Genomic DNA, 11,900 nt, shown 5'->3' on the forward strand with positions numbered 1-11,900 from the left:
ACGTCACGGACATGCGAGTCCTGGTCACCGGCGGCGCCGGCTTCATCGGTTCCCACATAGTCGACGCGCTGGTCGGAGCGGGTGACGAGGTCACGGTGCTGGACGCCGTGCTGCCCGCGGTGCATCGCACGAAACCCGAGGTGAACGACGGTGCCGAGCTGATCGTCGCGGACGTGACCGACCCGGTCCGGGTCGAGGCGGCGCTCGACGGGGTGGACGCGGTGTGCCACCAGGCGGCCATGGTCGGCCTGGGGGTCAACCTCGACGACCTGCCCGCCTACGCCACCAACAATGACCTCGGTACCGCGGTACTGCTGTCCGCCATGGCCCGCCGGGGGGTGCGGCGTCTGGTGCTGGCCAGCTCGATGGTGGTCTACGGGGAGGGCGGCTACCGCTGCCCGGCCGACGGGCTGGTGCGCCCCGGCCCACGGCGGCCGGCCGATCTTGACGCCGGCCGGTTCGAAGCACCGTGCCCGTGCTGCGGCAACCCGCTTCAGCCGACGCCCGTCACCGAGGACGCCCCCCTGAACCCCAGGAACGTCTACGCGGCCACAAAGGCCGCCCAGGAGCATCTCGCCGCCGTGTGGGCAATCACGACCGGCGGCAGCGTCCTGGCGCTGCGCTACCACAACGTCTACGGCCCGCGGATGCCCCGCGACACCCCGTACGCCGGCGTCGCCTCGATCTTCCGCAGCGCACTGGAGCGGGGGGAGGCACCACGGGTCTTCGAGGACGGCGGCCAGCTCCGCGACTTCGTCCACGTCCACGACGTCGCCCGAGCCAATCTGCAGGCGCTGCGGCACACGGCCCCACCCGGCCGGCTCCTCCCGCTCAACATCGGCTCCGGCGATCCGCACACCGTCGGCGACATGGCGCACGCGCTGGCCCAGGCCTTCGGCGGACCCGCGCCCGTCATCACCAGCGCCTATCGGGCCGGCGACGTCCGGCACATCGCCGCCTCGTCCGCCCGCGCCGGCAATATCCTCGGATACCGACCGCAGATCGCCTTCAGCGACGGGATGGCCGGGTTCGCGCGTGACCCGCTGCGCGGATGAACCGGACCGGTCCCGGCGGTCAGCTCACGGCCAGGCCGGCAACGGTCTGCGGAACACCCTCGAAGGCGCCGACCGGGGTGAGCCGGCCGTCGGACTCCACCGTCCAGCCGAGGACCCGCTGGCCATCGGTGTCGATCGCATACAGATAGTGGCCGTCCGGGGTGATGGCCTCGTCGCGGATGCCCTTCTCCCCCCTTCCGGTCGAGCCCGCTACCGGGTCGAGCAGCACGAGGCTTCCGTCCTCCTCGACCCGGTAGCTCGAGACCGTGCCATCGCCGAAGTTCGTCACGTAGGCGAAGCGGCCGTCCCTGGTCACGGCGGCCCAGCAGACCTCACTGCGGGTGTCGCCGACCGAACCGCTCACCGGGGCGAGCCGGCCCGCACCCGCCACGGTGTATGAGGAAGCCGCCGCGGCACCGGTCTCGCCGCCGAACGCCTCGGTCACGATCATCGAGCCCTGCGGGGTGAAATCAAAGCCGTAGGGGGTCCGCCCGGCGGCCGGGATCGTCATCGGGCCTTCGGCGTAGCCACGATCACCGATCGCGAAGGCGCTGATGCTGTTCGTCCCACGCTCGGTGACCACGAGCGTCCGGCCGTCCGGGCTGAAGGACGCCTGGGCCGGATCCGCGTTGCCGGCGCTCAGCGGCCTCGTCGAATCCTCAAGCGGGGTCAGCCTCCCGTCCCGGATGCGGAAACCGCTGATGTTCGGCGTGCCGTTGTTGAGTACGTAGACGAGATCGCCGTTCACCGCGACGCTCGTCGGCCTGGCACCACCGGAGGGGACACGATCGGCGAGCCGTGGCCCGTCCTCCTCCACCGAGAACAGGGACAGCTCGTCGCTGCCGGCATTCGTGACCAGGAGCCACCGGCCGTCGTCGCTGAGAATGACGGAACTCTGTGATGGCAGGTGCGGGGTGCCGCTTCCCCGGCCCCCGGTCCCGAAACGTCCCAGCGGAGCGAGCCTGCCGTCCGCGGAACGCCTAAAGGCAACAACCTCGTTCCTGGCAGCATCGTTGGTCTGGGCATACACGGCGGCGCCCTTCACCCTCTGACCGTTCATACGTTCAGTCATCGCTCTCCCTCGGCTTTTCGGTGTCGAATTCCGCTTCCGCCGAGCCCACACCTACCCGCGCCCGGTGAGACGACAAACCCGCAGAGCGGCACGTCCCCGGGAGGAGCGGGAGGGCCGGACCACGAAAAGCGATGTCACTGGACCGGCCCGTGGGAAGCCCCGGGGCGGTCGCGCCGTCGGATCGGGCCGCTGCGGCCCACAGCGCGGCGGTGAGCGACATCGAAGCGGAGAATCATCTGGTGGCAGAGGGTGCATCAGCGTCCGGTGAACTCGGGCCTGCGGCGCTGGCCGAAGGCGGCGATGCCCTCCTTGAAGTCGCTGCTGCGTACCGTGAGCTCGACGGCCACCAGCTCGGACTCGAGGGCCGCGGCAAGGTCGGTGGACAGGCCGCGGCGCAGCAGTCCCTTGGTGGCTGACAGGGCGAGCGTCGGCCCCGCCGCTAGGTCGGCCGCGATCAGGGCCGCCTGCGCCGCGAGATTGGCATCGGCGACCACCTCGTCGACAACACCCAGCTCGTGGCCGCGCCGCGCGTCCAGGGGCTTGCCCCGCAGGAGCACCTGCGTGGCCGGGCCGATCCCCACCCGCCGGGTCAGCAGCCAGGTGCCGCCGCTGTCCACGGCGAAGCCGAGCCCCGCGAACGGCTCCACGAACGAGGCGCCCTCCCCGGCTACGATCACGTCGGCGGTGAGTGCCAGGTGAGCGCCCAGGCCCATCGCCCGACCCTGCACGGCGACGACGAGGGGCAGCGGGCAGTCCCACAACGTCTGGATCATGCGGTTCGCGCCGGCACGGACCGCCCGGATCAGTCCACCGGTACCGGGTGCATTCACCGAGACGATGTCCGCGCCCGCGCTGAAGTGCGGCCCGACCGATCGGATGAGGATCGCCCGGGTGGCTCCGCCGTCGACCGCGTCGGTGACGGCGGCGGTGATCCGACGCATGTCGCGGCGCGCAGCGCGTTGCGGGCCGTCGCCCGGTCCAGGACGATCCTGAGCAGGCCGCCGTCGGTGCTGACAACAACCCCGTCGGTGCTCATGCCGCCGGCTCCCGCGGGAGGCCAAGCACCTGTTCGGCGATGGTGTTGCGCTGGATCTCCGCGGTCCCCGCCCCGATCGTGCTGGCACGGGTGGCGAGCAGGCCCGCCGACCACCGCCCACCCTCGACCGGATGGGCCCGGCCCGGCGCGAGCACCGCAGCCCGTCCGGTGATCTCGACCGCGAGAGCGTGCAGCCGCTGCTCGAACTCCGTGAAGACGAGGCGTCCCAACGACGCCGCCGGACCGGGCTCACGTCCCCGCAGGAGCTCGCCGAGGACCCGCAGCCCACCGAGACGCACGACCTGCAGGTCGGTCTCCGCGTACGAGGTCAACTACCGCAGCGTCGCCGGCGTCCCGCCGTCCCTACCGCTTCCCGCGGAGCAGCCTCGCGCTGCGCGACTTCGCGCCCACGCCCACGCCCGGCGAGCACACCGCGACGGTCAGGGCCGCCCGCACCCCGCGAGAGCCGGCCACCGGGACCGAACCGGCGGCGCTCCCCTTTGCGGACCTGCGGGTCTGCGACCTCACCGCGTTCTGGGCGGGACCCATCGTCGGCTACGTGCTCGCCCTGCTCGGCGCCGACGTCATCAAGGTCGAGTCCGTGTCCCGGCCGGACGGCATGAGGATGCGCGGCGCCCGGCCGTTCCGCGAGGACCTCTGGTGGGAGACGGGCCCGAGCTACCACGGCGGCAACGCGGGCAAGCGGGGCACCACCCTCGACCTGGGCAGCAAGGAGGGCAGGGAGCTGCTCCTCGAGCTCGTCTCCCGCTCGGACATCCTCGTGGAGAACTTCACGCCCCGCGTCATGGCCTCGTGGGGACTGACCTACGACGTCCTGAGGGCCGCGCGGCCCGACCTCATCCCTCTCGTCCCGTGCTTTCTTCAACCACTTTCCCAACGTCATCTCGTGGACGCCGACGTTCCGGGCGATCTTGGCGGCCGAGTGGCCGCCATCGATGACCGATGCCTGCCTGGTAGCGATCCGAGGCTTGCCGGTAGGTCCGCCCGGCCAGCGGTGACCCCGCCGGAACGGCCAGTCTTGGCTATAGTTGTGGCTATGTCGATCGTTGAGCAGATGTCGCTGGCGGATGTGAAAAACCGCCTTTCGGAGGTTGTGGACAGCGTCGAACGAGAGCACGGCCGCGTCGTGATCACACGGCACGGCAGACCAGCGGCGATCGTCATCAGTGTCGACGACCTGGAGTCGCTCGAGGAGACCCTTGCCGTCATGGGCAGCACTCAGCTCATGGCCGACGTCCGGGAGGCGCTCGACGACCTCGACGAGGCGGGGACGACCGTCCTGACCAAGGACGAAGCGCTGCGTCTCGCCACCGGCCGGTGACCGACGCCTACGAGATCGCCTTCACCGCGCCCGCTCGACACGCCCTTCGCCGACCGCCCGAGAAGGTCGCCACCGCCGTCGTCGAGTTCCTTTACGGATCTCTCGCGGCCAGCCCCCACCGCGTCGGCAAGCCACTCCAGCTCCAACTCGCCGGGCTCCACAGCGCGCGACGAGGCGACTACCGCGTCATTTACCGCGTTGACACCGACAACCACCGAGTCGACGTCGTCGCGATCGAGCACCGCGCGGACGTCTACCGACCCCGTGGCTAGAAGCGGGTAGAAGCAGTCGAGCGTTGCGGACCCGCAGATCGGCCAGCAGACGCTTGTCCTTCGATCATGCTGCTCCCCCTCGGCAAGCCGGGACTCATGCCTGGCAATCCACTCCTCGGACAGCGCCAGCCACTGGCTCCCGAACGGGGGTACCGGGGCGCCGCCGTCGAGCAGGGGTTGCTTCTCCGCATCGGCCCAGGGTACGAGCACCCACACCGTGCGCACCGCCGTGCCGGCGGTAGCCGTCCGGACCGATTCGCGCAGTTCGTCGAACAGGGTCAGCGAACCGTCGTACCGGGCGAGCATACCGGCGTTCACCAGCAGCACGGCCGGTCCCGCAGCTTCGACCGAGGCCCGCACCGCGGTCATGCCGGCCTGCGCGACCTTCGACAGACTGGCCCATTCACGCGACGTCCGCTCGGCCGCGTCCGCCTCCAGCACCAGCGCCCACGCCACCCGGTGACGCTCGCAGAAGTCGCGCATCCCCGCCAGCAGGGCACTTTCCGCGTCGAGCACGGTGACCTCCTGGGCGGCCAGGCACCGTTCGACGCGGGCGAGCCGGCGCGGCGGCACCGACAGCACGAGCCATCCGCCGTCCGCCAGCGACCGCTAGGGTGCGACCGCGACCCGCGCATCGACGGTCGTGTACGCGTCAGCGGCGCGGTTCGCGGGCGACGATCACTGCCATCGACGGTGCCCACCAGTAGTGACAGTCCGGTGGCGGCCGCAGGCCGTCGACGATCCGCACCGAGAAGGACCGGAAGTGTTCCAGCAATGCCCGCTGATGACGCCGGGACATCGAATCGATCTCATTGGAGTAGTAGGTGAACGCACCGCCATCCCTCAGGTGCGCGGCGGCGTGCGGGAAAAAATGCTCGGCGAATGTCGCGTCGCGCATGACGTACTCGTCGAACTCGCCTTCGTCCAACGGGTAGGTGTCGAACAGGATCCCGTCGAACCGGCCGAGGGCCGGCAGCACGTCCTGCCACTTGCCATGGACCAGTTCCGCACCGGGCCGCCCCTGCGCGCCTACCCACTCGGCCCCACGACGGGCGACCTCCGGGTTCGCCTCGATGATCGTGTGGTGGGCGGGTCCGATCTCCTGCACGAAACCGGCGGAGATCGCAAGCCCGAAGCCGACCTCCAGGACCGAGCCGCCAGGCGTTGTCACGGCCTGGGCCAGCGCCTGCATGAGCGGCCGCTCCCAGGACTGCATCACCTGCTGGCCTGAAACAATCAACTCGCTGTCGGTTACCGCCGTCCCGGCGGCGTCGATCGATTCGTCGATCTTCGGCCTGGGTGCGCCCGTCACCATGGTCGCCGCGACGCCGTCCAGGACGGCGACATCCTGAACGAACTCGTCCAGCGCCCGGTTGAGAAGGAATTCCCTGGGTTCGGCGGCGAGCGGGGTCAGCAGATCGTCCAGAATGGTTAACGTGACGCCGAATTTTTCCGTCCGCCGGTGCACGCACCCTCCCGATGGTCCTTCGTCAGATTATCGGACATGTCGCGTCCCGCACAGTTCCGCCGCACGTGCGATCGGTCTATACGATCTCATTTTCCGCGTTCGTGGCGCACGTAAACGACACGATCAGGTTCGGTCAGAACTGGGCGGACGTGGTGGCCGGTGACCGCGGCGGGCGGAGCTCCTCAAACATGCGCCGGCCGTGGCTGGTGGCCCGCTCGTTGGCGGGCCACCCCATGGGACAATGGGTCAGGGCGGTAACACGTCGGCGAACCGGGGGAGCCAGCGGCCGGTTGGATCGTTCGGGTTGAGGGGCGTCGCCTCGGGTATGCCGGATCGGTGATCTCCTGATCGCGTCACGTGCCCACGCGGGGTAACTGTGGCAACGATCTCACCGGGAAGGAAAGCCAACAATGCCCACCATCTCGACCACGGACGGCACGCAGATCTTTTACAAGGACTGGGGCGTTGGTCGGCCAGTCGTGTTCAGTCACGGCTGGCCGCTGACCGCGGACGCCTGGGACAACCAACTGGAACTCGTGGCCTCCCACGGCTACCGGGCCATCGCGCATGACCGCCGAGGCCACGGGCGTTCAGGTCAGACCTGGGACGGCAACGACCTGAACACGTACGCCGACGATCTTGCCGAGTTGATGGACGCTCTCGACCTGAGGCAGGTGACGCTGGTCGGTCATTCTACCGGGGGCGGAGAAGTCACCCGCTATATGGGCCGCCATGGCACATCGCGAGTCGCGACCGCCGTGCTGCGTGGGGCGATACCTCCGCTGATGCTCAAAACGGCCGCCAATCCCGACGGGACACCGATCGACGCCTTCGACGCCATGCGGGTGAACCTGCGCGCTGACCGGTCACAGTTCTACCGAGATCTGAGCGTCCCCTTCTACGGCGTCAACCGGGATGGCGCGGACGTCTCCCAGGGGATCCGCGACGCATTCTGGCTCATGAGCATGACTGTGGGACTGAAGCCCGCGTATGACTGTATCAAGGCATTCTCAGAAACGGACCTCACCGAAGACCTCCAGAAGATCGACGTCCCGGTTCTGATTTCGCACGGTGACGACGATCAGATCGTTCCGATTCAGGCCGCGGCGCTGAAATCAGCACCGCTGGTGAAAGACGCGACGTTGAAGGTCGTACCCGGCGCGCCCCACGGGCTGGTCGGCCGTTTCGAGCAGGATTTCAACGACGACCTGCTCTCCTTCCTCAAGAGCTGAAACGACGGCGTTGCGGACGTGCGGCCGATGGGCTCTGTCCAGCGCAGGGGCCGGCCTGGATCTTCTGGAGGCCTCGGCGCTGTGCCGCACGGCGTCGTCACTGGTGTGCACCGCCGCGCGTTGCGCGTGGATATGGGCGATGTCCGACGGACGGTATATCCATCATTGGGATATTCGTCATATGTGTTGCTGGTCGGGCAGGTGGTGACGGGGCCGGCGGCGGCTGGGAGGCCGTACTCGACAACCGGCATCCCAGCCGTCACCGTGACATCGTGGCCATGTTCCGGGGTGACCGACGCGGCCGGGGCGCGGGGCGGTCCGGTAAACGGGCCGGCGCCGATTTCCGCCCACCGCACGACGCGGTCGCCCAGGGCATGCTGACCTGTGAGGACTGCGGTGGCGCTGGTTATCAGACCAGGCCCATTCTCGAATCGGACGAGGAATCCAGCTTCGACGGCCAAGAGGACAAACCGTGCCGTCGCTGCGGAGGAACCGGCAAGGTGCGGACATGACAGCTGCCGCGGCGGCACGTCCGCCTGAGCCCGAGCCGGACCCGGGAGCCATCCTGCTGCGGCTGCGTTGCCCCGAGCACCGTCGTAACCGGCGTGGCGGCAAGGGCGGATGGCGGCAGGGCACAGCGCTGTACTGCGAGAAGTGCCGCACTCTCTGGGCTGCGGGTCATGGGCCTGATATCGATCGGCGGGAGCCTCCAGGGGATCATGGGCCGGCCGAGCCGTGGGACGCCAGCCCCCCGATCTGACCGATGGCCCCGGTGGGCCACCGATGATCAATGGTTCTTGCGCCAGGGGGGCTTCGGTACTGTCGAGGGCTGTCGAGGGTGAGCTGGCACCCGGTGAGGGCCGCGCTATCCCGGACCAGAACCGAGTGGACCGCGGCACGTCCTGCCCATTCCAGCGCCATGGCTGACGCGTGTCGCGCCCCGAGAGCGTCGGCAGCGATCTGGTAGCTGGCCCATTCCTCGGCGTCGGCGCACAGTTCCTCATCAATACGGGACTGCTGGACCAGCATCCGTGCATAGACACCCCGCGGCGGGAACGGCTCGGCCGTCGGTGACTACCAACGCCAATAGGCAGGGATTTCCGGCTCCTCATAATCGGAGGACTGATCCGCAACCGTCACGTGATAGTTGACGGATATCTGGAAGTTGACAGGCGGAGTGGCCTCGGGAATGGAGATTGTCCCAGTGAAGTTGATCTCATGCTGGCCTGGCGGCAATGGCCGCAGCAACACCCAGACACCGTCGGAGACTGACCGTCCTTTTCCGCCGTCAGGGTAAATGGGGTTGTCCGGCACGAAGCAGATCCGGAAAAACGGAGACTGGAACCGGAACCGGCTGCCGGCGGGCCCGAGGTCGATCGGGGTTCCGTCAACGCTTGCGTGCAGGGCTGTCGCGTGGTTGATGTAGTTCGCCGCGCAGGCGCGCAACTCCGCCTCAGTCGTGCCGTTTTTCTCCACGCTGGAGCATTCGGCGGTGATGACTGGAAACAGGATTGCCTTGCCTGCGGGCACAGTGCAGCTCGGGCTGCTGGTCCCAGGGGTGCCGGCGAGAAACCACACCGGTCCGCTCTGGTTGACGGCGCAGTTCTCCCCTGTTGGATCGTTGAGGGGGCTGTCGGGATCCGGGGCACTGACCGCCCACTGCCACCAGGCTGCCGACCACTGTCCGTACGTTTTGCCGGCATATCTCTGGTGAGGCTGCACGACGCTGAATGTGCTGCTGGCCGACGCCGGCGTTGCGATCAGGCCGGTGACAGCGCCAGCCGCAATTACGGCAAGCGCGAGACGGCGCATCATTTCTGGATACCTCTTTCGGCAGGTGGTCCAGATTCCTGGAAAAACGGACCGGTGACAATGAGACGGGGGGAGGCTAGCACGGCGGGAACATCAGCACGGCAATCCGTTCCGTGGCCGCCGGCCGGCCGTTCGTCGCGGATGCTGTGGATGCCGTGGAGCGGTCCACCGAAAAACAACCGAAAAACAGATGTCGGTTCGGAAAAGCCACCATTCAGCCCGGCGACATATTCATGATTCGGGATATTCATGCCGAACCTGAATGAGCGGACACGCCGGCCGTCGAAGGCATACGGGTGTCACCCCGCTGGTCACCCCGCCGCGGCGGGGTCGCGCTGAGCATGGCGAGCCGACCCATGCTGTCCACCTCGTCGCTGGAAGGCGCAGCCGAAGGTTCAGCCGGCGTCCAGCATCGCCCTGCACCATATCGTTTAACGTTTCGTTTTGAAACGTTGTTTAGTTGTGTATCGATACGATAATCTGATACGAAACAGTTCTCGTTCTGACGCCCGATAAGCTTTACTTCTCGGGCGTCAGCCAGGCGCCGAAAGGGTGGGTTACGAATATGAGCGAAGGCGGCTCAGAAGTTGCTGTCCGTAGATTCGATAGCGACGATGCGCTCTCGCCGGACCTGGTCGAGCGGGTGGCCGACTATGCCCGGGCCGCACGGGCCCCCTCGACCTGGCGCGCCTACGAGACCGACCTTCGCCACTTCGGTGCGTGGTGTGCCGACCAGTCGCCGCAGCTGGCGGTGCTGCCCGCGTCCCCGGAAACCGTGGCCGGTTATCTGGCGGCGCTCGCCGACGCCGGATACAAGCCGACCACCATCCGCCGACGGCTGGCCGCGATCTCCGTGGCACACCAGCTGGGCCGCCACCCCAATCCGGCGTCATCCCCTGAGGCGGCGACCGTCTGGGACGGCATCCGCCGCACCCACGGCGCCGCTCCGAACCGCAAGAACGCGTTGGAGACCCGCCTGCTCACCCAGGTGCTCGCCGAGCTGGACGGCTCCCGGCTCGCCGACATCCGCGACCGGGCGCTGCTACTCGTCGGCTTCGCCGGCTGCCTGCGCCGCAGCGAGCTCGTCGCGCTCGACCTGGCCGACATCGCCGAGACGCCGGACGGCGTGATCCTCACCATCCGCAGATCCAAGACCGACCAGGACGCAAGCGGCGCGCTGGTCGGCCTGACCTTCGGTTCCTACCGGCCGACCTGCCCGGTCCGGTCGTGGATCGCCTGGCGGGAGACTGCCGGCATTACGCACGGGCCGGCGTTCCGCGCGATCAACCGGCACGGTGGAGTGAGCTCGGGCCGGCTCTATCCGGGCTCGGTCGCCCGGATAGTCCAGCGCCGGGTGGCCGCGGCGGGCCTGTCCCCCACCGACTTCGCCGGCCACTCCCTGCGCTCAGGGTTTGCCACTGCCGCCGCCCGTGCGGGCGTCCCCGATCGCGCGATCATGCGGCAAGGACGGTGGCGTTCGTCCACATCACTGGACAGCTACGTGCGGGCGGGACGCCTGTTCGACCGGGACAACCCCTCCGGCAAGGTCGGCCTGTAGCGGCCGGCCGGCGCTGCCACGCCTGTTGCCCGCTGCCTGTTGATCGGACGGCAAGCCAACGCTGTTACTCTTGGTAACTAGTATCGCTGAAAGTTCTTCGGTCGTCTCTTAGCGTGAGGGTGCTCACTATCACCGTGAGTAACGGGGATGACCGCCGAGGCCCGTCCGCATCCCCGTGTCCGCGAGACGCACGCGGACGGGGCCCGGGCTCGCTGCCCGGACGGCGGCGGAGGGGCGATGGTAATGTCCATCTCAAGCCGTGCAGTCTCACCAACGGTAACTGCGTTCTCCTGTGCTGTTGCCGTCGCGGTGGCGCTTGCGCCTCGTCCGGCCACCGCAAGTGAGCACGCTCCACGCAATGGGTATACGGAAAATGCCGTACCTTCTTCCACGGACGCGGTCTGGTACACATCGTCCTCCTCAGCGTCCAGCACCGTGCAGCTCGCGGCGCTGGAGTATCCCGGTCGGCTGCTGGGCCGAGGGAGCCGGGGAGAGCCAGTCGCGGAGGTCCAGCGCCGGTTGGGGATCACGGCCGACCAGGATTTTGGCCCAGCGACGGAGAGCGCCGTCCGAAGTTTCCAGGCTGGCGCGGGCCTGGTGGCTGACGGAATTGTCGGGCCATTGACGTGGAGTGCGCTTTTCGGGACGACGACAGCGCAGCCGCCGGACTCGACCGCAGGGTCGAACTCGCTCGGCGCGGCGGCAGTCGCGGTCGCCCAGCAGCAGATCGGTAAGCCCTATCGCTATGGTGGCGCCGGACCGAATGACTTCGACTGCTCAGGTCTCATCCAGTATGTCTACGCGCAGGTGGGCGTCTCAGTACCCCGTACAACCTACGAGCAGTTCGACGCGCTACACCCAGTCAGCCGGGCCGATGTTCGCCTAGGTGATGTGATCTTCTTTTTGGATGATCAAGGGCGAGCGTACCACAACGGCCTGTACGCCGGCGGCGGGCAGATGATTGTTTCTCGGCGCCCGGGTACATATGTACAATATCAACTTATCTGGACCGACAACTACCGCATCGGGCGTGTGTAAGAGCGCCCGGCAATA

At 68.2% G+C, this 11,900-nt stretch carries 14 protein-coding genes; 7 read left to right on the plus strand and 7 right to left on the minus strand.

Annotation, left to right across the window (positions count from 1 at the left end; translation table 11 throughout):
* Positions 1-11 precede the first annotated feature (11 nt).
* Entirely contained in the window at positions 12-1,055 is a 1,044-nt protein-coding gene (locus MJ777_RS10935; RefSeq protein ID WP_239375755.1) for an NAD-dependent epimerase/dehydratase family protein, read from the plus strand.
* A gap of 19 nt (positions 1,056-1,074) precedes the next feature.
* Here MJ777_RS10935 and MJ777_RS10940 read toward each other — a convergent pair whose 3' ends face one another.
* The 3 genes from MJ777_RS10940 to MJ777_RS10950 all read right to left on the minus strand — a co-directional run bounded on the left by MJ777_RS10940 (position 1,075) and on the right by MJ777_RS10950 (position 3,495).
* Positions 1,075-2,127, minus strand: a complete 1,053-nt coding sequence (locus MJ777_RS10940) for a beta-propeller fold lactonase family protein (protein ID WP_239310235.1) — start codon at positions 2,125-2,127, stop codon at positions 1,075-1,077.
* Between the two features lie 254 nt (positions 2,128-2,381).
* Positions 2,382-3,068 carry an enoyl-CoA hydratase/isomerase family protein gene (locus MJ777_RS10945; RefSeq protein WP_239375757.1) on the minus strand — a complete coding sequence of 229 codons (687 nt, stop codon included), beginning with the start codon at positions 3,066-3,068 and terminating at the stop codon, positions 2,382-2,384.
* Positions 3,069-3,159: 91 nt separating this feature from the next.
* Positions 3,160-3,495 carry an acyl-CoA dehydrogenase family protein gene (locus MJ777_RS10950; protein ID WP_239310233.1) on the minus strand — a complete coding sequence of 112 codons (336 nt, stop codon included), beginning with the start codon at positions 3,493-3,495 and terminating at the stop codon, positions 3,160-3,162.
* Positions 3,496-3,671: 176 nt separating this feature from the next.
* Here MJ777_RS10950 and MJ777_RS10955 point away from each other — a divergent pair, with 176 nt between their 5' ends.
* The 3 genes from MJ777_RS10955 to MJ777_RS10965 all read left to right on the plus strand — a co-directional run bounded on the left by MJ777_RS10955 (position 3,672) and on the right by MJ777_RS10965 (position 5,240).
* Positions 3,672-4,505, plus strand: coding sequence for a type II toxin-antitoxin system prevent-host-death family antitoxin (locus MJ777_RS10955; RefSeq protein WP_255724039.1), 834 nt, complete (start codon positions 3,672-3,674; stop codon positions 4,503-4,505).
* Positions 4,502-4,777 carry a type II toxin-antitoxin system RelE/ParE family toxin gene (locus MJ777_RS10960; RefSeq protein ID WP_239375761.1) on the plus strand — a complete coding sequence of 92 codons (276 nt, stop codon included), beginning with the start codon at positions 4,502-4,504 and terminating at the stop codon, positions 4,775-4,777. The genes MJ777_RS10955 and MJ777_RS10960 overlap by 4 nt, the downstream gene beginning before the upstream one ends.
* Positions 4,778-4,994: 217 nt before the next feature.
* On the plus strand, positions 4,995-5,240 hold the full coding sequence (locus MJ777_RS10965) for a hypothetical protein (protein ID WP_239375763.1): 246 nt from the start codon (positions 4,995-4,997) through the stop codon (positions 5,238-5,240).
* 189 nt (positions 5,241-5,429) lie between these two features.
* Here the strand turns inward: MJ777_RS10965 and MJ777_RS10970 are convergent, their stop codons facing one another.
* Positions 5,430-6,245: a class I SAM-dependent methyltransferase gene (locus tag MJ777_RS10970; RefSeq protein WP_239344951.1), complete on the minus strand. Its 816-nt coding sequence runs from the start codon at positions 6,243-6,245 to the stop codon at positions 5,430-5,432.
* A 410-nt stretch (positions 6,246-6,655) separates the two neighbouring features.
* On the opposite strand from MJ777_RS10970, the gene MJ777_RS10975 reads away from it, so the two are divergent.
* Complete coding sequence (locus tag MJ777_RS10975; protein ID WP_239311352.1) at positions 6,656-7,477, plus strand: alpha/beta fold hydrolase; 822 nt, start codon at positions 6,656-6,658, stop codon at positions 7,475-7,477.
* Positions 7,478-8,194: 717 nt separating this feature from the next.
* Here MJ777_RS10975 and MJ777_RS10980 read toward each other — a convergent pair.
* The 3 genes from MJ777_RS10980 to MJ777_RS10990 all read right to left on the minus strand — a co-directional run bounded on the left by MJ777_RS10980 (position 8,195) and on the right by MJ777_RS10990 (position 9,540).
* Positions 8,195-8,506 (minus strand): hypothetical protein, encoded by a 312-nt coding sequence (locus tag MJ777_RS10980; protein WP_239375765.1) that lies wholly within the window; start codon positions 8,504-8,506, stop codon positions 8,195-8,197.
* A gap of 45 nt (positions 8,507-8,551) precedes the next feature.
* Entirely contained in the window at positions 8,552-9,007 is a 456-nt protein-coding gene (locus MJ777_RS10985; protein ID WP_239375767.1) for a hypothetical protein, read from the minus strand.
* A 281-nt stretch (positions 9,008-9,288) separates the two neighbouring features.
* On the minus strand, positions 9,289-9,540 hold the full coding sequence (locus tag MJ777_RS10990; RefSeq protein ID WP_239375769.1) for a hypothetical protein: 252 nt from the start codon (positions 9,538-9,540) through the stop codon (positions 9,289-9,291).
* A gap of 314 nt (positions 9,541-9,854) precedes the next feature.
* On the opposite strand from MJ777_RS10990, the gene MJ777_RS10995 reads away from it, so the two are divergent.
* Both MJ777_RS10995 and MJ777_RS11000 read left to right on the plus strand, forming a co-directional pair.
* The gene (locus tag MJ777_RS10995) at positions 9,855-10,847 is read left to right on the plus strand and encodes a tyrosine-type recombinase/integrase (RefSeq protein ID WP_239375771.1); all 993 of its coding nucleotides are present in this window, start codon (positions 9,855-9,857) and stop codon (positions 10,845-10,847) included.
* Between the two features lie 435 nt (positions 10,848-11,282).
* Entirely contained in the window at positions 11,283-11,885 is a 603-nt protein-coding gene (locus tag MJ777_RS11000; RefSeq protein ID WP_239346609.1) for an NlpC/P60 family protein, read from the plus strand.
* The last annotated feature ends 15 nt before the right edge of the window (positions 11,886-11,900 follow it).

Source organism: Protofrankia sp. Cj5 (assembly GCF_917627405.1).
GTDB lineage: Bacteria > Actinomycetota > Actinomycetes > Frankiales > Frankiaceae > Protofrankia.

Bases quoted from the DNA above. Each gene is read 5' to 3' on its own strand.
- MJ777_RS10935 (WP_239375755.1), top strand. From the start codon at position 12: ATGCGAGTCCTGGTCACCGGCGGCGCCGGCTTCATCGGTTCCCACATA.
- MJ777_RS10940 (WP_239310235.1), bottom strand. From the start codon at position 2,127: ATGACTGAACGTATGAACGGTCAGAGGGTGAAGGGCGCCGCCGTGTAT.
- MJ777_RS10945 (WP_239375757.1), bottom strand. From the start codon at position 3,068: ATGCGTCGGATCACCGCCGCCGTCACCGACGCGGTCGACGGCGGAGCC.
- MJ777_RS10975 (WP_239311352.1), top strand. From the start codon at position 6,656: ATGCCCACCATCTCGACCACGGACGGCACGCAGATCTTTTACAAGGAC.
- MJ777_RS10980 (WP_239375765.1), bottom strand. From the start codon at position 8,506: ATGCTGGTCCAGCAGTCCCGTATTGATGAGGAACTGTGCGCCGACGCC.
- MJ777_RS10990 (WP_239375769.1), bottom strand. From the start codon at position 9,540: ATGAATATCCCGAATCATGAATATGTCGCCGGGCTGAATGGTGGCTTT.
- MJ777_RS10995 (WP_239375771.1), top strand. From the start codon at position 9,855: ATGAGCGAAGGCGGCTCAGAAGTTGCTGTCCGTAGATTCGATAGCGAC.